Source organism: Actinophytocola sp. (assembly GCF_036555685.1).
Taxonomy (GTDB): Bacteria; Actinomycetota; Actinomycetes; order Mycobacteriales; family Pseudonocardiaceae; genus Actinophytocola.
Map to the genome: position 1 here is coordinate 1 of NZ_DATBKY010000295.1, position 25,641 is coordinate 25,641.

At 71.5% G+C, this 25,641-nt stretch carries 29 protein-coding genes; 22 read left to right on the top strand and 7 right to left on the bottom strand.

Translation table 11 applies throughout. The features are described from left to right. From VH969_RS30100 to VH969_RS30140, 9 genes are all read left to right on the top strand, one after another. A partial coding sequence (locus VH969_RS30100) for a DUF3558 domain-containing protein (RefSeq protein ID WP_331980413.1) occupies nt 1-500 on the top strand: 500 nt, incomplete at its 5' end. A gap of 8 nt (nt 501-508) precedes the next feature. After that, entirely contained in the window at nt 509-1,720 is a 1,212-nt protein-coding gene (locus VH969_RS30105; RefSeq protein WP_331980415.1) for a PPE domain-containing protein, read from the top strand. Next, the gene (locus VH969_RS30110) at nt 1,717-2,487 is read left to right on the top strand and encodes an ESX secretion-associated protein EspG (protein ID WP_331980417.1); all 771 of its coding nucleotides are present in this window, start codon (nt 1,717-1,719) and stop codon (nt 2,485-2,487) included. The genes VH969_RS30105 and VH969_RS30110 overlap by 4 nt, the downstream gene beginning before the upstream one ends. A gap of 78 nt (nt 2,488-2,565) precedes the next feature. Continuing rightward, the gene (locus VH969_RS30115; RefSeq protein ID WP_331980419.1) at nt 2,566-2,868 is read left to right on the top strand and encodes a hypothetical protein; all 303 of its coding nucleotides are present in this window, start codon (nt 2,566-2,568) and stop codon (nt 2,866-2,868) included. Between the two features lie 14 nt (nt 2,869-2,882). Continuing rightward, nucleotides 2,883-4,037, top strand: coding sequence for a transglycosylase SLT domain-containing protein (locus VH969_RS30120; RefSeq protein WP_331980421.1), 1,155 nt, complete (start codon nt 2,883-2,885; stop codon nt 4,035-4,037). Between the two features lie 52 nt (nt 4,038-4,089). Further along, complete coding sequence (locus tag VH969_RS30125; RefSeq protein WP_331980423.1) at nt 4,090-4,584, top strand: MarR family winged helix-turn-helix transcriptional regulator; 495 nt, start codon at nt 4,090-4,092, stop codon at nt 4,582-4,584. Between the two features lie 307 nt (nt 4,585-4,891). Continuing rightward, nucleotides 4,892-6,367: a DHA2 family efflux MFS transporter permease subunit gene (locus VH969_RS30130; RefSeq protein WP_331980425.1), complete on the top strand. Its 1,476-nt coding sequence runs from the start codon at nt 4,892-4,894 to the stop codon at nt 6,365-6,367. 37 nt (nt 6,368-6,404) lie between these two features. Next, entirely contained in the window at nt 6,405-7,565 is a 1,161-nt protein-coding gene (locus tag VH969_RS30135; RefSeq protein WP_331980427.1) for a pyridoxal phosphate-dependent aminotransferase, read from the top strand. A 117-nt stretch (nt 7,566-7,682) separates the two neighbouring features. Then, entirely contained in the window at nt 7,683-7,853 is a 171-nt protein-coding gene (locus VH969_RS30140; RefSeq protein WP_331980429.1) for a hypothetical protein, read from the top strand. A gap of 36 nt (nt 7,854-7,889) precedes the next feature. Here VH969_RS30140 and VH969_RS30145 read toward each other — a convergent pair whose 3' ends face one another. Then, a complete protein-coding gene (locus VH969_RS30145) occupies nt 7,890-8,912 on the bottom strand; it encodes a threonine aldolase family protein (protein ID WP_331980431.1) in 1,023 nt (340 codons plus the stop codon). A 150-nt stretch (nt 8,913-9,062) separates the two neighbouring features. On the opposite strand from VH969_RS30145, the gene VH969_RS30150 reads away from it, so the two are divergent. The 8 genes from VH969_RS30150 to VH969_RS30185 all read left to right on the top strand — a co-directional run bounded on the left by VH969_RS30150 (nt 9,063) and on the right by VH969_RS30185 (nt 15,265). Next, nucleotides 9,063-9,581, top strand: coding sequence for a SigE family RNA polymerase sigma factor (locus VH969_RS30150; RefSeq protein WP_331980433.1), 519 nt, complete (start codon nt 9,063-9,065; stop codon nt 9,579-9,581). A gap of 40 nt (nt 9,582-9,621) precedes the next feature. After that, on the top strand, nt 9,622-10,392 hold the full coding sequence (locus tag VH969_RS30155; RefSeq protein WP_331980435.1) for a hypothetical protein: 771 nt from the start codon (nt 9,622-9,624) through the stop codon (nt 10,390-10,392). A gap of 33 nt (nt 10,393-10,425) precedes the next feature. Next, nucleotides 10,426-11,028 carry a TetR/AcrR family transcriptional regulator gene (locus tag VH969_RS30160; RefSeq protein ID WP_331980437.1) on the top strand — a complete coding sequence of 201 codons (603 nt, stop codon included), beginning with the start codon at nt 10,426-10,428 and terminating at the stop codon, nt 11,026-11,028. 213 nt (nt 11,029-11,241) lie between these two features. After that, the gene (gene purB / locus VH969_RS30165) at nt 11,242-12,669 is read left to right on the top strand and encodes an adenylosuccinate lyase (protein ID WP_331980439.1); all 1,428 of its coding nucleotides are present in this window, start codon (nt 11,242-11,244) and stop codon (nt 12,667-12,669) included. A gap of 19 nt (nt 12,670-12,688) precedes the next feature. Further along, nucleotides 12,689-13,489, top strand: a complete 801-nt coding sequence (locus VH969_RS30170) for an MOSC domain-containing protein (protein WP_331980441.1) — start codon at nt 12,689-12,691, stop codon at nt 13,487-13,489. 175 nt (nt 13,490-13,664) lie between these two features. Beyond that, a complete protein-coding gene (locus VH969_RS30175) occupies nt 13,665-14,477 on the top strand; it encodes an SAM hydrolase/SAM-dependent halogenase family protein (protein ID WP_331980443.1) in 813 nt (270 codons plus the stop codon). 171 nt (nt 14,478-14,648) lie between these two features. Beyond that, complete coding sequence (locus VH969_RS30180) at nt 14,649-15,086, top strand: DUF2334 domain-containing protein (protein ID WP_331980445.1); 438 nt, start codon at nt 14,649-14,651, stop codon at nt 15,084-15,086. Next, entirely contained in the window at nt 15,083-15,265 is a 183-nt protein-coding gene (locus VH969_RS30185) for a hypothetical protein (protein ID WP_331980447.1), read from the top strand. Before VH969_RS30180 ends, VH969_RS30185 begins: the two co-directional genes overlap by 4 nt. On the opposite strand, the gene VH969_RS30190 is transcribed toward VH969_RS30185, so the two are convergent. Then, on the bottom strand, nt 15,237-15,878 hold the full coding sequence (locus VH969_RS30190; RefSeq protein WP_331980448.1) for an MBL fold metallo-hydrolase: 642 nt from the start codon (nt 15,876-15,878) through the stop codon (nt 15,237-15,239). The genes VH969_RS30185 and VH969_RS30190 overlap by 29 nt on opposite strands. A gap of 74 nt (nt 15,879-15,952) precedes the next feature. Between VH969_RS30190 and VH969_RS30195 the strand changes: the two genes are divergently transcribed. Next, nucleotides 15,953-17,467 carry an aldehyde dehydrogenase family protein gene (locus VH969_RS30195; RefSeq protein WP_331980450.1) on the top strand — a complete coding sequence of 505 codons (1,515 nt, stop codon included), beginning with the start codon at nt 15,953-15,955 and terminating at the stop codon, nt 17,465-17,467. Between the two features lie 195 nt (nt 17,468-17,662). Here VH969_RS30195 and VH969_RS30200 read toward each other — a convergent pair whose 3' ends face one another. From VH969_RS30200 to VH969_RS30210, 3 genes are all read right to left on the bottom strand, one after another. After that, nucleotides 17,663-19,216, bottom strand: a complete 1,554-nt coding sequence (locus tag VH969_RS30200; RefSeq protein ID WP_331980452.1) for a GMC family oxidoreductase — start codon at nt 19,214-19,216, stop codon at nt 17,663-17,665. A 42-nt stretch (nt 19,217-19,258) separates the two neighbouring features. Then, on the bottom strand, nt 19,259-20,269 hold the full coding sequence (locus VH969_RS30205; RefSeq protein ID WP_331980454.1) for a Rossmann-fold NAD(P)-binding domain-containing protein: 1,011 nt from the start codon (nt 20,267-20,269) through the stop codon (nt 19,259-19,261). Between the two features lie 72 nt (nt 20,270-20,341). Further along, nucleotides 20,342-20,470 (bottom strand): hypothetical protein, encoded by a 129-nt coding sequence (locus VH969_RS30210; protein ID WP_331980482.1) that lies wholly within the window; start codon nt 20,468-20,470, stop codon nt 20,342-20,344. 1 nt (nt 20,471) lies between these two features. Between VH969_RS30210 and VH969_RS30215 the strand changes: the two genes are divergently transcribed. Genes VH969_RS30215 through purL form a run of 4 tightly spaced genes read left to right on the top strand, consistent with a single transcriptional unit; the run spans nt 20,472 to nt 23,973 of the window. Then, the gene (locus tag VH969_RS30215; protein WP_331980480.1) at nt 20,472-20,726 is read left to right on the top strand and encodes an MmyB family transcriptional regulator; all 255 of its coding nucleotides are present in this window, start codon (nt 20,472-20,474) and stop codon (nt 20,724-20,726) included. Between the two features lie 45 nt (nt 20,727-20,771). Beyond that, a complete protein-coding gene (gene purS / locus VH969_RS30220) occupies nt 20,772-21,011 on the top strand; it encodes a phosphoribosylformylglycinamidine synthase subunit PurS (protein WP_331980456.1) in 240 nt (79 codons plus the stop codon). Continuing rightward, nucleotides 21,008-21,712, top strand: a complete 705-nt coding sequence (purQ, locus tag VH969_RS30225) for a phosphoribosylformylglycinamidine synthase subunit PurQ (RefSeq protein ID WP_331980458.1) — start codon at nt 21,008-21,010, stop codon at nt 21,710-21,712. The genes purS and purQ overlap by 4 nt, the downstream gene beginning before the upstream one ends. Continuing rightward, nucleotides 21,709-23,973, top strand: a complete 2,265-nt coding sequence (gene purL / locus VH969_RS30230; RefSeq protein ID WP_331980460.1) for a phosphoribosylformylglycinamidine synthase subunit PurL — start codon at nt 21,709-21,711, stop codon at nt 23,971-23,973. The genes purQ and purL overlap by 4 nt, the downstream gene beginning before the upstream one ends. Here purL and VH969_RS30235 read toward each other — a convergent pair. Together VH969_RS30235 and VH969_RS30240 are read right to left on the bottom strand one after the other, a co-directional pair. Beyond that, nucleotides 23,970-24,365: an SH3 domain-containing protein gene (locus tag VH969_RS30235; RefSeq protein WP_331980462.1), complete on the bottom strand. Its 396-nt coding sequence runs from the start codon at nt 24,363-24,365 to the stop codon at nt 23,970-23,972. The two genes, purL and VH969_RS30235, sit on opposite strands and share 4 nt — an antisense overlap. A 78-nt stretch (nt 24,366-24,443) precedes the next feature. Further along, nucleotides 24,444-25,610 (bottom strand): pentapeptide repeat-containing protein, encoded by a 1,167-nt coding sequence (locus VH969_RS30240; protein ID WP_331980464.1) that lies wholly within the window; start codon nt 25,608-25,610, stop codon nt 24,444-24,446. Between the last annotated feature and the right edge of the window lie 31 nt (nt 25,611-25,641).

Genomic DNA, 25,641 nt, shown 5'->3' on the forward strand with positions numbered 1-25,641 from the left:
GCGAAACCGACTCGCCCTCGAGCGGTGCGGATCCGACGGTGGAAATTCCGCCGCGCCCGGCTGATCTTCCGCTCGAAGACGTCGAGCCATGTTCGCTGTTTACCAAGCCTCAACTGACGCAGCTCGGTATCGACAAGGAGCCGGAGTCCGGCGAGGGCGATGGTCAGCTGAAGGGTCCGACCTGCACGATCGAGATATCGAGCACGGAGCCCTTCTACAGCTTTACCGCCCAGCTGATCACGGACCAGGGCATCGAGCCATGGCTCACGGGCAAACGGAACGTGGACGCCTGGCTGGTTTCGGTCGCCGGCTATCCGGCGGTCGACTTCAAGACCAAGGGCGTCGACGACCAGGAATGCTTCACCACCGTCGACGTGGCTGAGGGGCAACAGCTCTTGGTGGACGTCTCGCCATTGGAGGACGTCGATTATCGGAAGCTGTGTCCGATGAGCGAGCAAGTTGCGGGAATGGCGTTGCAGACGCTGCAGACGTTGAAGTGAGGGATGGCATGGACGGCGACTACGGGCTCAGCGACCTGCGCTTCAGCGGTTACTCCAACACGGATCTGGCCACCCAGGTGCAGGGACTCCGTGACGGCGCCGGTGCGGAGACCTTGCACAACGCGGTAAGTGCGCTCGTGAGTCTCGCCGACGGGTTGGCCGAGACGGACAAGACCCTTCGCCGGCAGTTGCAGGAGATCGGGGTCACCTGGCAAGGACAGGCGGCCGACGGCGGGACCAGTGCTACCGAGAACGCCTCCATCTACGCCGACGAGGCGACCAGCCCCGTGAAGGACTCCGCCAAGGGCGTCGACACCCAGGGCGCCAGCTTCACCTCCACCCGCAACGGCGCGCCCGAGGCCGGTGTCCTGCGCGGACCGACCGAGGAGAACCTCGGTGACAAGGTCTCCGGCTTCTTCGGCCATACCACCGACCACGCCAAGGACGTCGCCGCCACGAACGCCGCCCGGGACCAGGCCATCGACGGGCTCAACGGGTACCAGGCCAGCAGCTCCGCCGCGCTCCAGGGATCCCAGGCCCTCCCCGTCCCGCCCGGGATGAACCTCGTGGCCCAGCCCGTCGAGCAGCAGACCAGCATCTCGCACGTCGACGGGCCCGCCATCGGCGGCGGGTTCAACCCGACCGGCGGGGGCAGCAGCGGCCCGGGGGTCAGCGGCGCACCGCTCCCGGGTGGCGGCGGTGGGCTGCCACCGACTGGCGGCGGGCCGACCGGGCCGGGACCCACCACCGGAGTCGGGCCCATCCCGCAGAACGGCCAGCTGCCCACCTTCCCCGGCACGGGACCCGGCGCCGCCGGGCGCGTGCCGCTCAGCCCGCTCGCCATGGCCGAGGCCGCCACCATGATGGGGGCCGGCGGCGCGGCGGGCGCGGGCGCCGGTGCGCAGGGCGAACGCACCCTCCGCGGTGGCGGAGCAGGCGGTGCAGGCGGCGGTGCCGGCGCGAAGTCCCCCGGCAAGACACCGCTCGGCGCCGCACCCGAGGAGGAGGCCCGCGCGGCGCGCAACGCCGAGAGGTTCGGCGCTCGCACCGGCCGTCCGGCCTCGTCGATCATGCAGCCGGCCGCGACCGGCCAGCGCGGCGACGGCGAGGACGACAAGGAACACGTGCGCCGCTTCGGCATCGACTCCGGCGACGTCTTCGAGGACGAGCGGGTCGTCGCGCCGGAGTCCATCGGCGACGAGCCGGACGACCGTCCTTGACCGCTCGCGGAACCGTCGTTCTCTCCACCCTCGAGTTCGACGTGCTGTGGGAACTGGAGCGGCTGCCGCGCAAGCACGAGGCCCTCGGCGTCCCCAGCCCGGGCAAGACGCACACCGAGCGCGCGCAGCTCGTCGCCGAGGCGCTCGGCACGCTCAAGGAACGCGGCCTGTCCGACGGCGAGCGCGCGAACCCCGACCTCGCCGACCAGCTCAGCCTGCTCGCCCACCCGCAGGTCAGCATCGACACCTGGGTCTTCACCGATCACCGGATCACCTCGCTCGCCGTCATGTCCGGTGACACCGCGCTGCTCGCCGCGGTCGACGGGCCCGAGGTCTGGCTCATCCCCGCTCGCGAGACCGCGCTCGCCGAGGCCGCCGTGTCGGTCACCGGCGAGATGCCACCCGGTCCCGGCTACTCGGTGAGCGTGCCCACCGACACGCTCATGGCCGCGGACAGGAAGGCCAAGGGCGACAAGCGCGAGCTCGCCTCAGCGTTGATGCACAAGGGGATCGGCGCCTCGGACGCCAAGACGCTCGCCGAGATGGTCGGCGGGATGGGGCTGCGCGGCCAGTTCGGCGCCTCCCGGCTGCACCGCGACCAGCGCATGGTCCGCGCCGACCGTGTCGTGTCCTTTCACGACACCGACTACGGCCGCTACGTCTACCTGGCCAAGCCCAACAACGACGGCCGCATGTGGAGCACGATCACGCCGGCCGACAACCGGCGGCTGGAGATGTGCGTGAACGAGCTGCTCGACGAGATCTGACGAGATCGCCGGGCCGAGGGGCAACCGGGAACCACGGGGCGCGCGGGGCCGTCCAACACGGAGCGCAAAGGGGTGGACATGGCGAAGTACAACATCGACGCGATCAACGCGTGCATGCAGAAGGCGCAGGACTACAAGCCCAAGTACGGCCAGATCGCGGACACGTTCCCGCAGGTCTGCTCGAACCCCGCGGCCTATGGCACGCTCCCCAGCTCCGCCGCGCTCGCCGGCGCGGTCGACGCGCTCAACAGCATGCTCAACAAGGAGTTCGCCGCCGCGGAGGGCCGGCTCGACGGGGTCGCCCGCTCGCTCGACGCCGTGACGCGGACCGTCGGCGACACCGACCGCGCCCACGCCCGCGCGATGACGCAGCAGGTCTGAGGGAGGACGACATCGTGACTGCGGCTGATTCCCTGGCGGCCTACGCGGGTGGCGATGCCGTGAAGGCCGCCGCCGCGAAGGTCGAGAACGCCGACAGCGGCGCCATCACCGAGGCCGCCACCCGGCTCTCCGACGCCGCCGAGAACGCCGGCACCTACGGCGGCGAGGTCAAGAACGGCGTCACCCAGCTCGATGCGGCCTGGCAAGGGAGCTCGGCCGACGCGTTCGTCGCCTACATGGGCAAGTTCACCAAGGCCGGTAGCGACATCGGCAGCGCGTTGCGCGACGCCGCCGCCGCGCTCGGGGACGCCGCCGAGGCGATCGACGATGCCAAGCACTTCATCTCCACCCGCTGCGACCAGGCCCTGCGCGAGATCCGGGCCTGGCTCCACAACAACCCGCAGGCGACCCAGGCGCAGCTCGACGAGTACACCGAGGGCGTCTGCTCCGAGGTCGCGGGCGACATCAACACCCACCTGCAGGGCACCGAGCAGACGCTCGCCGCGGCTCTGGGCAAGGTCAACGGCGCGAAGACGCCGGCGTCGACGTTCTCCGCGCTCGCCGAGCCGGACAGCCAGCCGTTCACGCCGCACCCGGGCCAGAACGTCCAGTGGACGCCGACCCCGAAGCAGGAGACCACGCCGGCCGGAGCCGACAAGCACCACACGCCGGCCACCAGCAACGGCTCCGGCGGATCCGGCAGCGGTGGCTCGGGTGGTGGCGGAGGCGGCGGCTACTCCGGCGGCGGAGGTGGCGGTGGCGGCTACTCCGGCCCGATGAGCGGTGGCCCGCCTGCCGGCGGCCCGCCGCCGGGCAACGTGCAGGAGTGGATCCGCCAGGCGATCGAGGAGCTGCGCAAGCAGGGCATCAATGTCACCGAGGCCGACGCTCAGCGAATCTGGCAGATCATCCAGCACGAGTCCGGCGGCAACCCGCACGCGATCAACAACTGGGACTCCAACGCCGCCAAGGGCACGCCGTCGAAGGGCCTGATGCAGACCATCGACCCGACGTTCAACTCGTACAAGCTGCCCGGCCACGGCGACATCTGGAACCCGGTCGACAACATCTGCGCGGGCGTGAACTACGCGATCTCCCGCTACGGGTCGCTCGCCAACGTGCCGGGCATCAAGGCCACGGCAAGCGGCGGCGGATACGTCGGATACTGATAGTCCGCTACTAGATAATCTGCTAGCAGACCAATTCGCGTATCCTGTGGATATGACCACGACCCGGCCCGACCTCAGCGTCGGGGCCGCCGCGCAGGCGGACCTGGCGTTCCTGCTCGAGCATGCCGGGCACGTGCTGGCCACCGAGCTGACCGCGCGGCTGGCCGAGGTGGGCATCACCCAGCGCGGCTACTGCGTGCTGTCCAAGGCCATCCAGGGGGACAGGACCCAGGTCAAGCTGGCCGAGCTGTGCCAGATGGACAAGACAACGATGGTCGTCACGCTCGACGAGCTAGAGAAGGCCGGCCTGGTGGAGCGGCAGCCCTCGCCGATCGACCGGCGCGCGCGGCTCGTCTCGCTCACCGACAAGGGGCTCGAGACGCAGGTCAAGGCGAAGCGCATCGTCGTGAGCGTGTACCGCGACGTGCTCGGCGCGCTACCGGAGGACGAGCGCACGGGCCTGGTCAACGGCTTGATCCGGCTCGTCGACGACCGGCTGAGCACGCCCATGGAGTGCGAGCGCTCCCCGCGCCGCCGCCGCAAGTAGCGCGCCCCAGTTGCGGGCCGCCTCGCGCGAGCGCCGATCGAGCCCAACATGCAGCGCCACGCCTCGCTCGGCGGGCTCGTGCGCCCCAGCCGTGACCGCACGATGCGACCCTCCTCGCCGCGGCCGGCTCACGTGACCCACCGCCGGCGGGAATGCTTGCGCAGCCTTGCCGTCAACGGGCCAGTAACGCGGTTCAACGATCGGATGCTTGCAGATAATCCCGTTGTATCTAATCTCATAGCAGATCGTCTACTACAAAACTATCTGTTAGCGTCGCTTCTGGAACCAAGTCCAGGAGGCGACAGCCATGTCCCAGATCCTCAGCACGCGACGCGACTCCCGCTGGTTGGCGCTCGTCGTGCTGTGTGCCGGGATGCTGATGATCATTCTCGACGGCACCATCGTGAACGTGGCGTTGCCGGTCATCCAGGCCGATCTCGACTTCTCCCAGTCCGGCCTGGCGTGGGTGGTGAACGCCTACCTCATCCCGTTCGGTGGCCTGCTCCTCCTCGCCGGCCGTACGGGCGATCTCATCGGCCGGCGGCGGATGTTCCTCGCCGGACTGGTCGTGTTCACGCTGGCGTCCCTGCTCTGCGGGCTCGCCGCGAACCGGGTGATGCTCATCGGTGCGCGGTTCCTGCAGGGCGCGGGCGGCGCGATGGCCGCGGCGGTCATCCTCGGCATGATCGTCACGATGTTCCCCGAAAAGGGCGAGCAGGCGCGGGCGATGGGCGTGTTCAGTTTCGTCGCCGCGGCCGGCGGTTCGATCGGCCTGCTCGCGGGCGGCGTACTCACGCAGTCGATCAGCTGGCACTGGGTGTTCTTCGTCAACGCGCCGATCGGCGTCGCCGCGTTCCTGTTCGCGACGCGCATCGTGCCTGCCGAGCGCGGGATCGGGCTGCGGGCCGGGGCGGACGTGCTCGGCGCGCTGCTCGGCACCGCCGGGCTCATGCTCGCCGTCTACACGATCGTCAAGGCGGCCGACTACGGCTGGGTGTCCGCGCACACGCTCGTCGTCGGCGTGGTCGCGGCCGGGCTGCTCATCGCGTTCGTCGTGCGGCAGGCCCGGGTCGCGAACCCGCTGCTGCCCCTGCGGATCTTCGCCTCGCGCACGGTCACCGGCGCGAACGTCGTCCAGATGCTGATGATCGCCGGCATGTTCAGCATGTTCTTCCTCGGCGCGCTCTACCTCGAGAACGTCCTCGGCTACGACCCGCTGCGCATCGGGCTCGCGTTCCTGCCTGTCGCGGGCGGGATCGGGGCACTCTCGCTCGGTGTCTCGGCGAGGGTGAACACGCGGTTCGGCGAGCGGCCGGTGCTCGCCACCGCGCTGCTGCTCGTGCTCGCCGGGCTCGTGCTGCTGACCCGCGCGCCGGTCGCCGGCAGCTATCTGTCCGACCTGCTGCCGTCCATGGTGCTGATGGGCGTCGGCGCCGGGCTCGGCTTCCCGGCCCTGATGACGCTCGCCATGTCCGGCGCCACCGACGCGGACTCCGGACTCGCTTCCGGCCTGGTCAACACCACGCAGCAGGTCGGCGGCGCGCTCGGGCTCGCGGTGCTGGCGACGCTGTCCACGGCCCGTACCAACGGGCTGCTGGCCGAAGGCGCCGCTCCGGCGGAGGCGCTGACCAGCGGCTACCGGCTCGCGTTCGGCGTGAGCGCGGCACTCGTCGGCGCGGCCGTCGTGCTCGCCCTGGTCGTGCTGCGCCGGCCGGCCGCGCCCGAACCTGACCCCGAACCCGTGCCGGAACAGGCCCGCGAGCCGGTCTGCGCCGAGGCCTAGTAACGCACGCATGGGGCCGGAGTGTCAGGCTGGCCCCATGCGACAGCGTCTGTTGAAGGTCGCCGACCGCGCGTCGATCCCGCCGTTCCACGTGATGGATGTCCTGTCCGCGGCGAACGCCCGGCAGCGGGCGAAGGGCGACATGGTCTCCCTCGCCGCCGGCCAGCCGTCCGCCCCGCCGCCCGGCCCCGTCCTCGACGCGGCCGCCGAGGCCCTGACCGGCCGGACCCTCGGCTACACAGAGCAGCTCGGTATCCCCGAACTCCGCGCGGCGATCGCCGGCCACTACGAGCGCCGCTACGCGCTGCAGGTCGAGCCCAACGACGTCGTCGTGACCACCGGCTCGTCCGGCGGCTTCCTGCTGAGCTTCCTCGCCGCCTTCGACGCCGGCGACCGGGTCGCGCTCGCCCGGCCCGGCTACCCGGCGTACCGCAACATCCTGGCCGCCCTCGGCTGCGAGGTCGTCGAGCTGCCGTGCGGTCCGGACACCGGCTTCCAGCCGACGGTCGAGATGCTCGACGAGGCGGGCGAGCTCGACGGCCTGATCGTGGCGAGCCCCGCCAACCCGACCGGCTCGATGCTGGCCGCGGGCGAGCTCGCGGCGATCGCCGGCTGGTGCGCCGAGCACGGCGTGCAGCTCGTCAGCGACGAGATCTACCACGGGATCCACTACGGCAGCGAGGAACCGGCGTCCGCGTGGCAGTTCTCCCGCGAGGCCGTCGTGGTCAACTCGTTCTCCAAGTACTTCGCCATGACCGGCTGGCGGCTCGGCTGGCTCCTGGTCCCGGACCGCCTGCACCGTGCGATCGACTGCCTGACCGGCAACTTCACCATCTGCCCACCGACCCTGTCGCAGCACGCCGCGGTGGCCGCCTTCGATGCGTACACCGAGCTGGACGCACATGTGGCGACATACCGGCAGAACCGCGACCGGCTCGTCGACGGCCTGCACGTGCTCGGCATCGACCGGCTCGCCCCCGTCGACGGCGCGTTCTACGTCTACGCCGACGTGGCGCACCTCACCGGCGACTCGATGGCGTTCTGCCAGCGGCTGCTCGCCGATACCGGGCTCGCGATCGTGCCCGGCATCGATTTCGACCCGGCCGAGGGCCACCACTTCGTCCGCATGTCGTTCGCCGGCCCGCCCGAAGACATCCCGGAGGCGGTGCGCCGCCTCGGCTCGTGGCTCCAACCCTGAGGGGACAACCCCGATGTGCGGGCCGGATCATTCTGGTTCACTGAGATGGAACCGCCGATGAGCGCCAATCGTTCACCCGGCGTGGCCACAAGGCCGGTTTCGGGGAGGTTGACCCGCATGCTGTTGAAGATCATCGGCGCGATCGTCGTCATCTGGCTGGCGTTCGCGGTGCTCGGCGTCGTGTTCAAGGTGCTGGGCACCCTGCTCATCATCGGCGCCGTGATCACCGTGGGCGCAATCGGCTACGCCGCGATCAAGGGCGGTTCGAACCGCAAGCAGATCCGCTAGCCGCCGAGAAACCTCGGCGGTCGCGGACCTTTCGAACTACGATCGCAGCTTCGCGATGCGGTCGAGCGCCTCGGTGACGTCCGCCGTGGACACGTCGCGGTGCGTGATGAAGCGGATCTTGCCTGCCATCGGCACCGCCCGCACACCGACCTGTGCGAGCGCGCTGATCATCAGCCCGACGTCGGGCGCGGACGCCAGCACGATGTTGGTCTCCGGGCGGTTGACCTCCCAGCCAAGGTCTGCCAACCCGGACGCCAACGCCGTGGCGTTCGCGTGATCGGACGCCAGCGACGGGATCCGCTCCAGCGCGACCAGCCCGGCCGCCGCCAAAATCCCGCCCTGCCGTACCCCGCCGCCGAGCATCTTGCGCACCCGCCGTGCCTCCTCGACGAACGCCGAGGTGCCCGCGACCAGCGAGCCCACTGGCGCGCCAAGGCCCTTCGACAGGCACACCTGCACGGTGTCGACGCCGACGGTCAGCGCGGCGGGCGGCACCGAGAGCGCCACCGCCGCGTGCCACAGCCGCGCGCCGTCGAGGTGCACCCGCAGGCCCACGTCCCGCGCGGTGGCGACGAGCTTCGCGTGCTCGTCCGGCGGCGTCACGACCCCGCCGGCCGCGTTGTGCGTGTTCTCCAGGCACAGCAACGTGGTCCGCAGCGCGTAGTACGGCCCGCTGCTGCCGCCGGCCGCGCGCACGGCCTCCGCCGGGATGTGCCCGGGCCGGTCACCCCAGTCGATCGGCTCCGGGATGCCGCCGGACAACCACGAGCCCGCGCCGAGCTCGCTGTCCAGGACGTGCGCGTTGCGGGAGGCGATGAACCGGTCCCCACGGTTCAGGTGCACGGTCAGGGCGATGATGTTTCCCATGGACCCGCTCGGTACCCAGAGCGCGGCCTCCACACCTAACAGTTCGGCGACTTTCTCCTCGAGTCGCTGCATCGTCGGATCCCGGTCGAGGACGTCGTCGCCCACCTCTGCGCTGGACATGGCGATGCGCATCGCCTCGTCCGGCTGGGTGACAGTGTCCGACCGAAGATCGATCTGCCTTGTGTATGTCACGATCCGATCACACCACATGCCCGGCGAGGCATCCCCAGGGGCACCTGACGCGTCTTAGGGGGTGGCGTGAATCTCAACTGACGGTCCATGCAACCGTTGGGCGCACAACTTCCGTCCCCGGTATGCAGACGACGAGCGGAGAGAGTCCGCGTGGAAGAGCGCGACGAGCAGGCGTTCGCGGAGTACTTCGCGGCGCGGCGTGACGCCGTGCGGCGTTCCGCGTACCTGCTCTGCGGTGACTGGCACCGCGCGGACGACCTCGCGCAGACCGCGTTCGTCGCGTTGCACCGGAGATGGCGAAAGATCCGGGACCGAGGAGCCCTGGACGCCTACGTCCGCCGGACGCTGGTGCGCGCGGTGATCGACGAGTCCCGTCGCCCCTGGCGGCGGGAGCGGTTCGTCGACGAGCTGCCCGAGGTGGCGCACCCGGGCGGTGAGATCGAGAACACGGTCGCCACGCGTGCGGCGCTGCTCGACGGCCTGCGGCGGGTGCCACCCCGGCAACGGGCGGTGCTCGTGCTGCGGTTCCTGGAGGGACTGGACGTCGCGGCCACGGCCGAGGCGCTCAAGTGCTCGGAGGGGACAGTGAAGAGCCAGACGGCCCGGGGCCTGACCGCGCTGCGGGAGGCGCTCGGGGACGCGGCCGACGACCTCAAGTCGGCGATGTAGGCAAGTTGTAGACGGCGAGAGACGGAGGAGGTGGAAGTCGATGGACGAGCGCAGGCTGGCCGAGATGCTGCGTGACGCGGTCGCCGACACCCCGCCACCGTCCTTCGACGAGCGCGACGTCGCCCGCGAGTCGGAGCGTCAGCGCATCCGCCGGCGAAACGGGATTCTCACAGGTTCAGCCTTTGGTGTGGTGATTCTGGCGAGCGCGACCGCGCTCGGCGTGGCATTGTGGACAGGGCCCCACTCGGCCGAACAGACGAACGACGCGGACACGGCTGCAGCAGGCGGTAACGCAACCGCTGCTCCGTACGAGTTACCTCAAGAGGACAGTGCTGACGCTCCGAAAGCGGAGCGTGAGAATGTCCCCGAGAACGCCCCCTCGGAGAAGCGTAAGCAGGGACGCCCTCCGAGCGGGGATGCCGGGTCTTCGGACCCTGGCAGCACCCCTAGTGGGTGCGAAAAGGCGGACCGGGAGCTCGCTGCTGCCCTCGCGGGCGAGCTCCCGGCCGCCGCAAACGTCACCACGGGCGATGCCCAGTCAGTCGAGTTGACCTGTCCCAACGGTTCGATCGGTGCGATGTACCGCGTCGTGGACAGTGGCCAGTCCGGATCCTTCTCAGCCGTGGTCGTGCAGCCGGACATCACACCACCCGAATGGCGTAACGTCCCGATCGGTACTCAGCGTGGCGAAGCGAGCATGGACGACGGCCGCACGGTCATCGTGCTCAGCGAGCCGCGGATGGACGGAGACTTCGCGCCCTTCGGCAACGATGTGCAACAGGTTGCGAACGGGATCGCCCGGGATCTCTGACCCGGACCACGGCCTGGCACGATCTGTCCGGAGATGACGGCTGCCAGCACACCCAAGGGCGAGCGCCGCCGCCAGGCACTGGTCGAGGCCGCGGCGGAGCTCCTGGTCGAGGGCGGGTTCGACGCGGTCCGCCACCGCGCAGTCGCGGAGAAGGCCGGGCTCCCGCTGTCGTCGACGACGTACTACTTCGACTCGCTGGACGAGCTCGTCGCGGCCGCGGTCGAACACCACGGCCGCGGCGAGCTGGTCCGCGGTACTGCCCTGCTCGCGGCCCTGCCGGCCCGCCCACGCGGCATCGACGCGGTGATCGACCTCGTACTCGACCAGCTCCTGGGCCCGCCGGCGGGCGAGCGCGACGCGGAGCTGGTGCTGCTGCGTTACGAGCGGCTGGTCGCCACGTTCCGCCGGCCGTACCTGCGGCCGCTCATGCACACGCTCGGCGCCGAGCTGCGCGGCCTGCTGCGCCAGGTCCTGACCCGGTCCGGCATCGAGATGGACGCCCGCCGCGTGGAGCACCTGATCGCCGTGGTGGACGGCGCGGTGGTCAACGCCCTGATCGAGATCGACCCGGATCCCCGAGCCGCGGCGAGCCGCATGCTGCACGAGTTCCTGACCCGGAGCTACCCGACGACCTGACCGCCGAAGAACTACCCCCGCGCGCACGCGCGGGCAGAACCGAAGAAACGTAGCCCCCGCCCTCTCCGGGGGCACCCCTCGTGACCGTCAGTCTACCGGGGAGGGCTGACAAAAAGGGTGGTCAGCTGTGGTCTGTGGACAACCGGGCGGGTTGTGGATGCCGGCGAGCCAGCCGCGGCTCTCGTTTTCACCGCCTCGGTAAGCTGGGCAAACGTGAAGCCGCGCATCGCCAACGTCCTCGCCGACCGCTACGCCTCCGCCGAGCTCGCGGAGCTGTGGTCCGCCGAGCACAAGATCAAGCTCGAGCGCCGGCTGTGGATCGCGGTGCTCAAGGCGCAGGCCGAGCTGGGCGTTCCCGTCGACGACTCGGTGGTCGCCGACTACGAGCGGGTGGTGAACCAGGTCGACCTCGGGTCGATCGCCGCGCGCGAGCGGATCACGTTGCACGACGTCAAGGCCCGCATCGAGGAGTTCAGCGCGCTTGCCGGGCACGAGCAGATCCACAAGGGCATGACCTCGCGCGATCTCACCGAGAACGTCGAGCAGCTGCAGGTCCGTGAGTCGCTCGTGCTCGTCCGTGCCCGGGCCGTCGCCGTGCTGTCGCGCCTCGCCGCGCTCGCCGCCGAGCACAGCGACGTGGTCATGGCCGGCCGCTCGCACAACGTCGCCGCGCAGGCCACCACGCTCGGCAAGCGATTCGCGTCCGCGGCCGAGGAACTACTCGTCGCGTTCGAGCGGCTCGAAGACCTGATCGAGCGCTACCCGCTGCGCGGCGTCCAGGGCCCGGTCGGCACCGGCCAGGACATGCTGGACCTCTTCGACGGCGATGTTTCCAAACTGGACGAACTGCAGCAGCGGGTGGCCCGGCACCTGGGCTTTTCGAAGGTGTTCGACTCCGTCGGACAGGTCTACCCGCGCTCGCTCGACTACGACGTCGTCGCCGCTCTCGTCCAGCTCGCGGCCGCGCCGTCGTCGCTCGCGAAGACGATCCGCCTGATGGTCGGCCACGAGCTCGCGACCGAGGGGTTCCGCCCCGGCCAGGTCGGCTCGTCGGCCATGCCGCACAAGATGAACACCCGGTCCAGCGAGCGCGTCAACGGGTTCGCGGTGATCCTGCGCGGCTACGCCTCGATGACGAGCGAGCTCGCCGGCGACCAGTGGAACGAGGGCGACGTGTCGTGCTCGGTCGTGCGCCGGGTCGCGCTGCCGGACGCCTTCTTCGCGATCGACGGGCTGATCGAGACGTTCCTGACCGTGCTCGACGGCTTCGGCGCGTACCCGGCGGTGATCGCCCGCGAGCTCGACCGGTACCTGCCGTTCCTCGCCACCACGAAGGTCCTCATCGCGCTCGTCCGCGCCGGTGTCGGGCGGGAAACGGCACACGAGACGATCAAGGAGCACGCCGTCGCGGTCGCGCTCGCCATGCGTGAGCAGGGCCAGGAGCGCAACGACCTGCTCGACCGGCTCGCCGCCGACCCGCGGATCCCGCTCGACCGGGCCGCGCTCGACGAACTGCTCGCCGACCGGCTGTCGTTCACCGGCGTGGCCGGCGCGCAGGTCGCGGCGGTGGTCAAGCGGGTCGGCGAGGTCGTCGGCCGGTTCGGCGACGCCGCGGGATATTCACCGGCGGCCATCCTGTAACCCCGGCTACCGTGGGCGGGTGGCGACCGTATCCGCGCTGTACTACTACCCCGTCAAGGGCTGTGCCGGCGTGTCCGTGCCGCGCCTGGACGTCGAGGAGACCGGGCCCGCGCACGACCGCGCGTTCATGTTCGCGACGCCCCATGGCATGTTCCGCAGCCAGCGCCAGGTCCGGCGACTCGCGGTCGTCCGGCCCCAGGTCGTGCACGGCGGCGCGAAGCTCACGCTCGCCGCACCCGGGCACCCCGACGTGACCGTCGACGTGCGCGTGGACGGCCCGCGGCGGCCGGCCGGCGTGCACGCGTGGCGGGGGTTCGGCATCGACCAGGGCGAGGACGCGGCCCAGTGGGGCAGCGCGGTGCTCGGCGAGCCGGTGCGGCTGCTGCGCGTGCCGCCCGACCACGAGCGGCGGGTCGACGACACCCACGGCCCGATCGGCTTCCACGACTCCACGCCGCTGCACCTCACCTCCTTGTCCTCTTTGGACGACCTGAACGCGCGGATCCTCGAACGCGGCGCCGAGCCCGTGGCGATGGCCCGGTTCCGCCCGAACATCGTGGTGACCGGCCTGCCCGAGCCGTTCGCGGAGGACGCCATGCGCCGGATCGGCGTCGGCAGCACGCTGCTGCGGTACGTGAAGCCGGACATCCGCTGCCAGGTCACGATGGTCGACCAGGACACGGGCGAGAAGGCCGGCCCGGAGCCGATCCGCACGCTGGCCACGTTCCGCCGCGACCCGGACGGCGGCGTCGCCTTCGGCGTCAAGCTTGCCGTGGACCGCCCGGGCGAGATCGCGGTGGGCGACCCACTCGCGGTGTAGTTGTCCACAACCCCCGTGGTTGTCCACAGCACGCGGCTGACCACCCGTTTTGTCAGCCCTCCCCGGTAGACTGACGGTCACGAGGGGTGCCCCCGGAGAGGGCGGGGGCTACGTTTCTTGCGTTCTGCACGCGCGTGCGCGCGGGGGTAGTTCGGGGGTGGACGAGACTAGGGCGATGAGCTACGACTGGATCTCGTTCACGACCGATTACGGCATCGATGACGGGTTCGTCGCGGCCTGCGAAGGGGTCATCGCGCGGATCGCGCCCGGGCTGCGCGTGCTGCACATCAGCCACACCGTGCCCCCGCAGGACGTCCGGCGCGGCAGCGCCATCCTCGCTCAGGTTGTGCCCTACCTCCCGGCCGCCGTGCACCTCGCGGTCGTCGACCCCGGCGTCGGCACCGACCGGCGGGGGCTCGTGCTCGTCGCCGCCGAGGGGCTGCTCGTCGGGCCCGACAACGGGCTCCTCGTACCCGCCGCCGAGACGCTCGGTGGGGTCCGCGCCGCCTACGAGCTCACCGAGCCCGGCTACCGGCTCTCCCGCGTCTCCGCCACCTTCCACGGCCGCGACGTCTTCGCCCCGGCCGCCGCGCACCTCGCCGCCGGCATCGCGCCGGAGAACTTCGGCGCGAGCCTCGATGTCGCCACGCTCGTCCGCGTGCCCGTGCCGGAAACCGTCGTGGAGCAAGGAAAGCTGACCACCGAGATCATGGGCGTGGACAACTTCGGCAACATCCAGCTCGCCGCGACCGGGGCCGACCTCGATGCCGCCGGCGCCGCGCCGGGCACGTCGGCGCACGCCAACCTCGGCGGCCGCTCGGTCACCGCGACCGTCGGCCGCACGTTCCAGGACGCGGCTCCGGAGACGTTGCTGGTCTACGTCGACTCGGCGGGCCGCGTCGCCCTCGCGGTCGACCGCGGGTCGGCCGCCACCGAGTTCAGTGCCGTGCCCGGTGACCAGGTGCTTCTCCTGTTCGCCCGGGCCTGAGACGGGTTCGCCCGAGCTGTACCGGGACGTCATCTCGGCGTCAGGTCGCCGTCACGCGCGCATCTCCTAATGGGAGCGTGACCGCACTGTTGCTGGTGTCACTGTCGGGGATCAGCACCCGCACGCTCGATCACGCGGCCGGCCTGAGCCGACGAGCTCGCCGCTCGCGGCGTGCCGCTCTCACTGCTGCTCGCACCGCGCGTGGCCGGCGCCCACCAGGCGAGACCGGTGCTCAGCTGGGTCGCCGAGCGCCACGCCGCCGGCGACGCGCTGCTCCAGCACGGCTACGACCACGCCACCGAACCGCGCGCGATCGTCGGGCGGCGGCGGGCGGAGTTCGCCGCGCTGCCCGCGCACGAGGCCGGCCTGCGGCTGACCGCGGCGGCCACGGCCATGGAGCGCGCCGGCCTGCGCTCCGACGGCTTCGTGCCGCCGCGCTGGCTCGCCTCGCCGGGCACGGTGGTCGCGTTGCGGCGCAAGGGCTTCGCGCTGTGCGCGGACATCGTGGGCGTGCGCGACCTCCATACCGGGACCATCCACAGAGGACGCGTGCAGGCATCGGGCCCGGCGCGCGGACCGAGCCGTGGTGGTGCTTCGCGCTGGTCATGAGCGCCGCACGCATCGCCCGCCGGGGCGGGCTCGTGCGCCGCGCTGTCGGTACGGCCGACCTGGCCCGCTCCGGCCCGCGGCAGGCACTGCTGGACGCCGTGGACATCGCACTGCACCACGGCGTCCAAGCCTTCACCTACCCTGACCTGGTCAGACGTCAGCCGGCTCGCGCGGCGTGAGGACCTTGACCTCGCCGCCCTCGGGCGCCATCCGGCTGAACCAGCCGTACGTCAGCGCCAGGCCGGTCTCGTTGAGCAGGCCTTCGTGGATCGGCACGGCCACGCGAGGCGCGACCGCGCGCAGGAAGTCGACGGCCTCGCCCGTCTTGAGCCACGGCGCCGCGGTCGGCAGCCCGAGCACGTCGACCTTCTGCTCGGGCACGAACAGCGCGTCGCCCGGGTGGTAGAACGCGCCGCCGTCCACGACGTAGCCGGCGTTCGGGGGCATCGGCATGCTGGCGTGGATGATCGCGTGCTCCCCGTTGACCACGGCGACCTCCGCGCCGCCGAGCGTCAGCGTGTCGCCGGGCGCCACCCGCTGGGCGGTCAGGCCGAGCTTTCCCGCCTCCTCGACCGAGCCCGGGTCCACGACGAGCGTGGCCTGCGGATTGGCCTCGACCAGGGCCGGCAGCCGGTTCGTGTCGAGATGGTCGACGTGCTGGTGGGTGATCAGGACGGCATCGAGGTCGCGGAGGTCCTCGAAGCCCGACGAGAACGTGCCGGGGTCGAAGAGCAGCCGCGCCGAACCGGTGTCGAGCAGGACACACGAGTGTCCGAAGTGAACGATCTGCACGGGCGCCAGGTTAGTCGCGCCACCAACTACCGACGAGTAGCGTGACAGGCGAAGTCGCCGACGAGGAGGTCCGCATGACCAGCGTCAAGGCCGAGCCCGAGACCACCGCCGAGCAGGCGGCACGCGAGACGTTCGACTCGCTCGACCCGGCGACCGACGAAGTCGTCGGTACCTATCCGGTGCACACCGCGGACGACGTCGCCACGGCCGTCGAGCGGGCACGGGCCGCGTCGTCGTGGTGGGCGGGCCTCGGGTTCGCCGGCCGGGAGGAGCGGCTGCAGCGCTGGAAGGGCGTGCTGACCCGACGGTCCGCGCAGCTCGCGGAGCTCGTGCACGCGGAGACGGGCAAGCCGCACGGCGACGCGATGCTGGAGATCGTGCTGGCCATCGACCACACAGCGTGGGCCGCGAAGCACGCGCGCAAGGTGCTCGGCCCGAAGCGGCGCGCGGCCGGCCTGCTGATGGCCAACCAGGCCGCGATCGTCGAGTACCAGCCGCTCGGGGTCGTGGGCGTGATCGGGCCGTGGAACTACCCGGTGTTCACCCCCATGGGCTCGATCGTGTACGCGCTCGCCGCGGGCAACGCGGTCGTGTTCAAGCCCTCGGAGCTCACCCCGGGCGTGGGGAAGTGGCTCGCGGACACGTTCGCCGAGGTCGTGCCGGAGCACCCGGTATTCCAGGTGGTCACCGGCTTCGGCGAGACGGGTGCGGCGCTGTGCCGGGCGGGCGTGGACAAGCTCGCTTTCACCGGCTCGCCCGCGACCGGCAAGAAGATCATGGCCGCGTGCGCGGAGACGTTGACACAGGTCCTCATCGAAGCGGGTGGCAAGGACGCGCTGCTGGTCGACTCTGACGCGGACGTCCCGGCGGCCGCCGACGCGGCGGTGTGGGGCGGCATGTCGAACGCCGGCCAGACGTGTGTCGGCGTCGAGCGGGTGTACGTCCACGAGCGGGTCTACGACGACTTCGTGAAGAAGGTCGTCGACGTGGCCTCGTCGGTACGTGCCGGCTCGGACGCGGAGGCCAAGTTCGGCCCGATCACGATGCCGGCGCAGCTGGAGATCATCAGGCGGCACATCGCGGACGCCCTGTCGCGGGGCGGCCGGGCGCTGGTCGGCGGCGAGGACGCGGTCGGCGACCGGTACGTGCAGCCGACCGTGCTCGTCGACGTGCCGGAGGACTCGGCGGCGGTGCGCGAGGAGACGTTCGGCCCGACCCTGACGATCGCGAAGGTCCGCGACATGGACGAGGCGATCGCCAAGGCCAACGACTCGCGGTACGGCCTGGCGTCCGCGGTCTTCTCGAAGTCGCGCGGCGTCGAGCTGGCGCGCCGGCTGCGGTCGGGGATGACCTCGGTGAACGGCGTGATCAGCTTCGCCGGCATCCCGTCACTGCCGTTCGGCGGGATCGGGGACTCCGGGTTCGGCCGGATCCACGGGCCGGAGGGCCTGCGGGAGTTCGCCCGCGCCAAGGCGATCGCGAAGCAGCGGTTCAAGCCACCGCTGCTGCTGACGACCTTCAGCCGCACGGCCAAGACGGACGCGACGGTCGCCAAGCTGATCACCGTCCTGCACGGCAAGCGCCGCTGACGGTCGCCGGCATCCTCCCCGGCGGGAGGACCTGCTCAGGCGGTCCTGGCGGGGCGGTCCTGTCCGGCTGTGTTTCTCGCGACTTCCTTGCCGTACAAGGTAGGCATGAACATCACATGTACGGCGAGATTCCTGGTGAAGGCGGCCTTCTTCATGTTCGTGGTCGGTGCGCTGCTCGGCGGAGTGCTGAGTTGATCAGGACCGGATCAGGTCGGCGGCCTTCTCCGCGACCATGATCGTGGGCGCGTTCGTGTTGCCGCGTGGCACCACCGGCATGACCGACGCGTCCACGATCCGCAGCCCCTCGACGCCCTCGACGCGAAGCTCGGCGTCCACGACCTTGCCGAGCGCACAGGTGCCGACCGGGTGGTAGAGCGTCTGGGTCACGTCGCGGACGTGGTTGCGCAGGTCCTCGTCCGTCAGGTTGGTCAGGCGGTCCGGCATGAACGGGCCCGCCAGGTACTTCGACAGCGGCGCCCGCGCGCCGATCTCGATCAGCGACCGCAGCGCCGACACCATCACGTCCAGGTCGATCGGCTCGCTGTAGTACGCCGGGTCGATCTCCGGGCGCCAGCGCGGATCCGCCGAGCGCAGCCGCAGCCGGCCCCGGCTCGCCACGTCCACCAGCGTCGCGCCCGCGGTGAAGCCCGCGACGGACGGCTCGTGGAGGCCGTTGTCGTAGAACAGGCTCGGCGCCACGTGGATCTGCATGTCCGGCGCGGCGAGCCCGTCCCGCGTGGGGAAGAACGCGCCCGCCTCGCCGACGTTCGACGCCATCGGCCCGCGGCCGGTCAGCTTCCAGCGCAGCAGCGCGCCCGTGCCGGCCAGCTGCGCAAGGTCCGACGTGTCCCTCGTCCGCCACAGGATCGCCGCCACCGGGTGGTCGTGCAGGTTCTCGCCCACGTCCGGCACGTTCGCGACGACCTCGATGCCGTGCGAGCGCAGGTGCCCGGCCGGCCCCACGCCGGACAGCATCAGCACCTGCGGCGAGTTGACCGCGCCGCCCGACAGGATGACCTCGCGGTCGACGAGGACGTCGGTGTCGACGCCGTGCCGCGTGTAGCTGACGCCGGTCGCCCGCGTGCCGGCGAACAGGATCCGCGTGACCAGCGCGTCCGTCCGCACGGTCAGGTTCGGCCGCTCCAGGGCAGGCCGCAGGTACGCGTCCGCGGCCGACCAGCGGTGGCCGTTCCGGCACGTGACCTGGTACAGGCCCGCGCCCTCCTGCGACTCGCCGTTGAAGTCGTCGGTCGGCTTCAGGCCCCACGACACCGCCGCGTCCACCCACGCGTGCGACAGCTCGTGGGTGTACCGGCGGTCCTCCACGTGCAGCGGCCCGTCGGTCCCGTGCAGCGGGCCGGCCAGCCGGGTGTTGTGCTCCGCGCGGACGAAGTACGGCAGCACCTCGTCGAACGACCAGCCGGGCACGCCCCAGCCGTCGTAGTCCGCCCGGTTGCCGCGGATGTAGATCATCGCGTTCATCGACGAGCAGCCGCCGAGCACCTTCGCCCGCGGCCAGTACGCCGCCCGGCCGCCGAGGTGCTTCTGCTCGACCGTCTCGTAGTTCCAGTCGAACCGGGTCTTGAACAGTGTCGGGAACGCGAGCGGGACGTCGAACTCGTCCGCGTCGTCCTCGCCGCCGGCCTCGAGCAGCAGCACCCGCACGGCCGGGTCCTCGGTCAGCCGGTTGGCCAGCACGCACCCCGCGCTGCCCGCCCCCACCACGACGAAGTCGAACGTCTCGGTCATGCCAGCCTCCTCGAGCCGAACCCTTGGAGACTGCCACGCCCGTTACAGCTTCGCGAGAACTTCCCGTTCCTCGGTCAGCGACAGGCCCGCCGCTCGCTCCCGGTCCAGGCCCAGCTCGCGCTCCCGCTCGAGCGCGTCGGCGACCGCGTCGGCCAGCGGGCGGACCGGCATGCCGGCCTCGATCGACGCCGTGACGTCGTGGTCGAGGAAGCCCTCGTGATCGGGCGGCGCCCACAATGGCAGCGACCGCGGGCCGCCCCACGGGTTGACCCGCGCGGCGGTCAGCACCTCCGGCGACACGGGCACGAGCTCGACGTCGGCGCCCACCGCCGCGGCGATGTCCGCCAGCAGGCCCGGCAGGAGCCGGCTCGGGCCGATGCCGTCGTAGGTGCCCGCGATGTCCTTCTCGCCGGCGTCCACGATCCACGACGCCAGGTCCCGCACGTCGATGTACTGCGCCAGCTGTTCCGGCACGTCCGGCACGACCACGCGGCCGCCGCGCGCGAACCGGCCGGGCCAGTAGCCGAACCGGTCGCTGCGGTCCCACGATCCGGTGACGAGCCCGGGACGGACCACGAACGCGTGCGGGCCCATCCGCTCGCGCACGGCGTTCTCGCTGGCCACCTTGATCCCGCCGTACAGCCGCACACCGTCCTCGCCGCGGGCGTACATGTCCTCGCGCGTCGCGTGCTCCTGCAGCGCCGGGACCAGCGGGCCGTTCGCCGGCGTCTGGCCCGGGGTCTTGTCGTCGGCGTACACGTTGACCGTCGACACGAACGTCCAGTGGGCGGCCGTGCCGGCGAACTCGCGCAGCGCCCGGTCCACCCACGGGTAGGACAGCGGCGACACGTCGACCACCGCGTCGAAGCGCTCCCCGGCGAGCGGCGCGAGGCCGTCCTCGGCGTCCCGGTCGACCTTCACGAGCCGGGCCCCGTCGGGCACCGAGCCGGACTCGCCGCGCGCCGCGCACACGACGTCGTGGCCACGCCGCAGCGCCTCGGTCGCCACGGCGTAGCCCACGAAGATCGTTCCGCCAAGTACCAGAAGTCTCATGGGCCCAGCCTGTCCCGCCCGCGCGACCGGCCGCCACCGATCTCGCGGACGGCGAACGTCCGGCCCCGCGGGTCAGAACCCGCGCAACACGAGGTCGGCGGCCGGCGTGCCGGCGAGGAACCTGTCCAGCCGGCCGTCGAGCACGTGGGCCCCGGACGGCGTGACCGCGACCGTGGTCGGCGCCGGATCCGGCCACGCCACCGTGCGCAGCGGGACCGCGAACCGGCCGAGCGCGCCAGCTCGTGAACCGCCGGGCCACCGCTACCGCCACCCCGTCGTGGGCGAGCTCACGCTCCACTACGAGTCGTTCCGGCTGCCGGACGCGCCCGACCAGTCGCTGATCTGCCAGTCCGCCGCGCCGGGCTCGCCGGACGAGGAGGCGCTGCGGCTGCTGGCTTCCTGGAGCTCGACGGCCGCACCGGGGCGCCTCGAACGAGTGAACCCGCAGCTCAGGTAGGCTTTCGGCGGTACCCGGCCCCCACTTGTCCAGGAGTTGCCTGCCGTGGCCCGAGTCGTCGTCGACGTCATGCCCAAGCCCGAGATCCTCGACCCGCAAGGCCAGGCGGTCGCCAACGCGCTGCCGCGGCTCGGCTTCTCCGGGATCTCCGATGTCCGTCAGGGCAAGCATTTCGAGCTCGAGGTCGACGACTCCGTCGACGACGAGACGCTCGCCAAGATCGCCGAGGGCTTCCTCTCGAACCCCGTGATCGAGGACTTCACCGTGCGGCGGGTGTCCTCGTGAGCGAGCTCGCGAGCGAACCGCTGACGTCGGCCCGGATCGGTGTGATCACCTTTCCCGGCACGCTCGACGACGCGGACGCCGCCCGCGCGGTGCGCTACGCGGGCGCCGAGCCGGTGGCGCTCTGGCACGGCGACGCTGACCTGCGCGGCGTCGACGCGGTCGTCGTGCCCGGCGGGTTCTCCTACGGCGACTACCTGCGCGCCGGCGCCATCGCTCGGTTCGCGCCCGTGATGACTTCGGTCATCGAGGCGGCGCGTGGCGGCCTGCCGGTGCTCGGCATCTGCAACGGCTTCCAGATCCTCTGCGAGGCGGGCCTGCTGCCGGGCGCCCTGCTGCGCAACGGCGGCCTGCACTTCGTCTGCCGCGACCAGCCGCTGCGCGTCGAGCGGACGTCGACGGCGTGGACGACCGCCTTCGCCGACGGCGCCACCGTGGTGATCCCGGTGAAGAACATGGACGGCCGGTTCACCGCAGCGCGGTCCACTGTGGATGAGCTGGAGGCCGAGGGCCGGGTCGTGTTCCGCTACACCGGGTCGAACCCGAACGGCTCGCTGAACGACATCGCCGGCATCAGCTCGGCGGACGGCCGGATCGTCGGCCTGATGCCGCACCCCGAGCACGCCATCGACCCGCTGACCGGGCCGAGCGCCGACGGGCTCGGACTGTTCCGCTCGGTGCTCGGGGCGGTGGTGTCGGCATGACCACGACCGCGGGAATCGACACCGTCGCGCTGGCCGCCGAGACGCCGGATGTCGCCCAGCCCTACCGGGAGCTCGGCCTCAAGGACGACGAGTACGCGCGCATCCGCGAGATCCTCGGCCGCCGGCCGACCGACGCGGAGCTCGCCATGTACTCGGTGATGTGGTCGGAGCACTGTTCCTACAAGTCGTCCAAGGTCCACCTGCGGTACTTCGGCGAGACGACGACCGACGAGATGCGTGCCTCGATGCTCGCGGGCATCGGCGAGAACGCGGGCGTGGTCGACATCGGCGACGGCTGGGCGGTCACGTTCAAGGTCGAGTCGCACAACCATCCGTCCTATGTGGAGCCCTATCAGGGCGCGGCGACCGGCGTCGGCGGCATCGTGCGCGACATCCTCGCGATGGGTGCCCGCCCGCTGGCGGTCATGGACCCGCTGCGGTTCGGTGCCGCGGACGCGCCGGACACCCGCCGCGTGCTGCCCGGTGTGGTGGCCGGCATCGGCGGGTACGGCAACTGCCTCGGCCTGCCGAACATCGGCGGCGAGGTCGTCTTCGACCCGTCGTACCAGGGCAACCCGCTGGTCAACGCGCTGTGCGTGGGCGCGATGCGCGCGGAGGACCTGCACCTCGCGCACGCGTCGGGGACCGGCAACAAGGTCATGCTGTTCGGTGCGCGCACGGGGCTGGACGGGATCGGCGGCGTGTCGGTGCTCGCCTCGGACACGTTCGCCGCCGGCGACGCGGCCGAGGGCGGCAGCGGGCGCAAGAAGCTGCCGAGCGTGCAGGTCGGCGACCCGTTCACCGAGAAGGTGCTGATCGAGTGCTGCCTGGAGCTGTTCGGTGCGGGCGTCGTCGTCGGCATCCAGGACCTGGGCGGCGCGGGCCTGTCGTGCGCGACGTCGGAGCTGGCGTCGGCCGGTGACGGCGGCATGCACGTCGCGCTGGAGCGGGTCCCGTTGCGGGCCACGGGGATGACGCCCGCGGAGATCCTCTCGTCGGAGTCGCAGGAGCGGATGTGCGCGGTGGTCCGGCCGTCCGATGTGGACGCGTTCCTGCGGGTGTGCGCGAAGTGGGACGTGACGGCCACCGAGATCGGCGAGGTCACCACCGGCGACCGGCTGGTGATCACGTGGCACGGCGAGACCGTCGTGGACGTGCCGCCGCGGACCGTCGCGCACGAGGGACCGGTGTACTCGCGGCCGGTCGCCCGCCCGGCTTCGCAGGACGCGCTGGTCGCGGACTCGCCGTCCGCCTTGGCGCGACCTGCTGACCTGCGGGCGGAGATCCTGCGGATGGCCGGCTCGCCGAACCTGGCGTCGCGGCGGTGGGTCACCGAGCAGTACGACCGGTACGTGCGGGGCGGGACGGTGCTCGCGCAGCCCGCGGACGCGGGCATGATCCGCATCGACGAGGCGACCGGCCGTGGTGTGGCGATCTCGTGCGACTGCAACGGCCGGTTCGTGCGGCTGGACCCGTACGTGGGCACGCAGCTGGCCCTCGCGGAGGCGTACCGGAACGTGTCCGCATCGGGCGCGCGGCCGGTGGCGGTGACGAACTGCCTCAACTTCGGCTCGCCCGAGGACCCGGGCGTGATGTGGCAGTTCGAGCAGGCGGTGCGCGGCCTGGCGGACGGCTGCGCGGCGCTGGGCATCCCGGTGACCGGGGGCAACGTGAGCTTCTACAACCAGACCGGTACGACGGCGATCCTGCCGACCCCGGTCGTCGGCGTGCTCGGCGTGATCGACGACGTGCGGGACCGGATCCCGACCGGCCTCGGCGCCCCGGGCTCGGCGCTGCTGTTGCTGGGGTCCACCGGGGACGAGTTCGGTGGCTCGGAGTGGGCACACGTGGTGCACGGCCACCTGGGCGGGCGACCGCCGGCCGTGTCCCTGGAGCGCGAGCGCGTGCTCGGCTCGGTGCTCCGGTCGGGCAGCGTGGCGGCGGCCCACGACCTGTCCGAGGGCGGGCTGGCGCAGGCGCTGGTGGAGGCGTGCCTGCTGTCGGGCCGCGGCGCTCGGGTGTCGTTGCCCGGTGACCCGTTCGTGGCGCTGTTCAGCGAGTCGTCGGCGCGCGTGCTCGTGTCGGTGCCCCCGGCGCAGCTCGCCGCGTTCACGTCGCGGTGCGAGTCGGCCGGCCTGCCGTGGACGTCGCTCGGCACGGTCGAGTCGTCGGACGCGCTGGCGATCGAGGGGCTGGACCCGCTGCCGCTGCCCGAGCTGCGCGCGGTCTGGGAGGCGACGCTGCCGGCCCTGTTCGACTAGTCGTCGAGGTCGTCGGCGGTGCAGTTGTCGATGCCGGGCAGGCGGTTCGTCGGGCAGGTGAGGAACCAGCTGGCCACCCACCCGCGGTTGCCGCTGGGCGCGTCGACGTAGACCCACCACGAGTTGCGGCCGACGAGCTGGCCGCGGTTCTGGCAGATGGGGTAGAGCTTGTTGCCGGGCCGCAGTCCCATCAGGACGCTGGGGCAGTTGCCGGTACCGGGCTCCTGGGCGCAGGCGGAGTCACCGTTCCGGAGGGAGACGCCGGACTCGCGGACGCTGTAGGAGCCGGGGATGTACTCGGACCCGTCGGCGTTCGGCTCGCAGGCGGACGTCGCCAACGTGATCGCCACCGTGAGCAGGACCGCCGCCCCCACGACCACCCCACGACGCATCGCCCAGCCTCCCGCCACGCCGCGTACACCGCCCTGGTGATCGCAAAGTCACCCACATGCGTGACGGGGCTGTCAAGATCAGGAGCGGACCAGGCCGCGCTCCTCGTCGCGGGAGGTGTCCACCCGCCAGCCGGGCGGGAGGTGGTTCCGGTGGTGGAGCGACACGGTCATGCCGATGGTCCGGCCGGTGAGCCCGTCGCCCGACACGCGCAGGTCCAGGTCGCCCGAGAACGTGGCCTCGGTGAAGTCCACGTTGCGGTCGAAGACGGCGTCCCGGAACGAGACCCCATCGTCCCAAGTGGACGACGCGAACTTCGTGTCCCCGTGGAAGGCGGTGTTCGCGAAGTCCACGAAGTCGTGCGCGGTGAACCGGCTGAACCACGACTTCTGGTGGAACGTCGTGTCGTGCGCGTAGAGCCGGCCCCAGCTACGGCTGCCGGTGAACCACGCGTGCTTGCGGAACTCGCAGTGGTGGAACGAGTTCGACTCGTACAGGTTCAGCTCCCGCGCCCGCAGCTGGCCGATCACCTTGCCGGACACGTCGAAGTACTCCAGCGTCGCGCCGTGCAGGTCCAGGTCGTACTCCTTGGGATCAGGCGAGTCCGCGTCGGGCAGCAGGTCCGCGATCAGCCGCTGCGCGGTCAGCCGCACCTGAAGCCAGCGGTCCGCCTCCGCGCGATCCATCCCCTGAGTTGTCTCGCCACGCCGGGCGGCGTGCCGATAGTGGTCGAAGGGCCGGCGCAGGTACGAGCAGATCACGTCCAGCACGTCCTGGGTGTACTCCGGCCGGCCGCGCGCCAGGCCGGCCAGCGCGTGCAGCGCGCCCACCCGGACCTGGTCCGCGTCGGCGCCGAGCAGCTCGACCGCACGCAGGAACCGCTCGTCCGCGGCGCGCTTCCGGTCGTGCTCCGCCCGCTCGCTCTCCAGGTCCTGCCGAGCCTTCTCGAGGCCCTTCCGTTCCTCGTCGACCCGCCGCCTGCGGTCGTTGAGCCACAAGGCGTACAGCGCCACGACCGCGCCGCCGGCCAGGCCGCCGGTCTTCAGCGCCTCGCCCCGGTCGACGCCGGTGCCGGTGAGGAGCCAGCCGGCGACCAGGGCCATCGTGGCTACCGCGAACAGGATCGTGGCGCCCAGCCGCATGTTCTCTCGCGTGGTGTTCGACCGGCCGAACACGTTCCCGAGCGACCACACGCCGATGCCGCCGGCCAGAGTCAGCGCACCGACGACGAAGAAGACGACGTTCATCGGTCACGCCAACGGCCGGCCGGCGGCATCG

What these genes read in the sequence shown, in the direction of transcription:
- VH969_RS30105 (WP_331980415.1), top strand. Translation starts at nt 509, where the DNA reads ATGGACGGCGACTACGGGCTCAGCGACCTGCGCTTCAGCGGTTACTCC.
- VH969_RS30115 (WP_331980419.1), top strand. Translation starts at nt 2,566, where the DNA reads ATGGCGAAGTACAACATCGACGCGATCAACGCGTGCATGCAGAAGGCG.
- VH969_RS30125 (WP_331980423.1), top strand. Translation starts at nt 4,090, where the DNA reads ATGACCACGACCCGGCCCGACCTCAGCGTCGGGGCCGCCGCGCAGGCG.
- VH969_RS30130 (WP_331980425.1), top strand. Translation starts at nt 4,892, where the DNA reads ATGTCCCAGATCCTCAGCACGCGACGCGACTCCCGCTGGTTGGCGCTC.
- VH969_RS30135 (WP_331980427.1), top strand. Translation starts at nt 6,405, where the DNA reads ATGCGACAGCGTCTGTTGAAGGTCGCCGACCGCGCGTCGATCCCGCCG.
- VH969_RS30140 (WP_331980429.1), top strand. Translation starts at nt 7,683, where the DNA reads ATGCTGTTGAAGATCATCGGCGCGATCGTCGTCATCTGGCTGGCGTTC.
- VH969_RS30155 (WP_331980435.1), top strand. Translation starts at nt 9,622, where the DNA reads ATGGACGAGCGCAGGCTGGCCGAGATGCTGCGTGACGCGGTCGCCGAC.
- VH969_RS30160 (WP_331980437.1), top strand. Translation starts at nt 10,426, where the DNA reads ATGACGGCTGCCAGCACACCCAAGGGCGAGCGCCGCCGCCAGGCACTG.
- VH969_RS30175 (WP_331980443.1), top strand. Translation starts at nt 13,665, where the DNA reads ATGAGCTACGACTGGATCTCGTTCACGACCGATTACGGCATCGATGAC.
- VH969_RS30185 (WP_331980447.1), top strand. Translation starts at nt 15,083, where the DNA reads ATGAGCGCCGCACGCATCGCCCGCCGGGGCGGGCTCGTGCGCCGCGCT.
- VH969_RS30195 (WP_331980450.1), top strand. Translation starts at nt 15,953, where the DNA reads ATGACCAGCGTCAAGGCCGAGCCCGAGACCACCGCCGAGCAGGCGGCA.
- VH969_RS30200 (WP_331980452.1), bottom strand. Translation starts at nt 19,216, where the DNA reads ATGACCGAGACGTTCGACTTCGTCGTGGTGGGGGCGGGCAGCGCGGGG.
- VH969_RS30205 (WP_331980454.1), bottom strand. Translation starts at nt 20,269, where the DNA reads ATGAGACTTCTGGTACTTGGCGGAACGATCTTCGTGGGCTACGCCGTG.
- purL (WP_331980460.1), top strand. Translation starts at nt 21,709, where the DNA reads ATGACCACGACCGCGGGAATCGACACCGTCGCGCTGGCCGCCGAGACG.
- VH969_RS30235 (WP_331980462.1), bottom strand. Translation starts at nt 24,365, where the DNA reads ATGCGTCGTGGGGTGGTCGTGGGGGCGGCGGTCCTGCTCACGGTGGCG.
- VH969_RS30240 (WP_331980464.1), bottom strand. Translation starts at nt 25,610, where the DNA reads ATGAACGTCGTCTTCTTCGTCGTCGGTGCGCTGACTCTGGCCGGCGGC.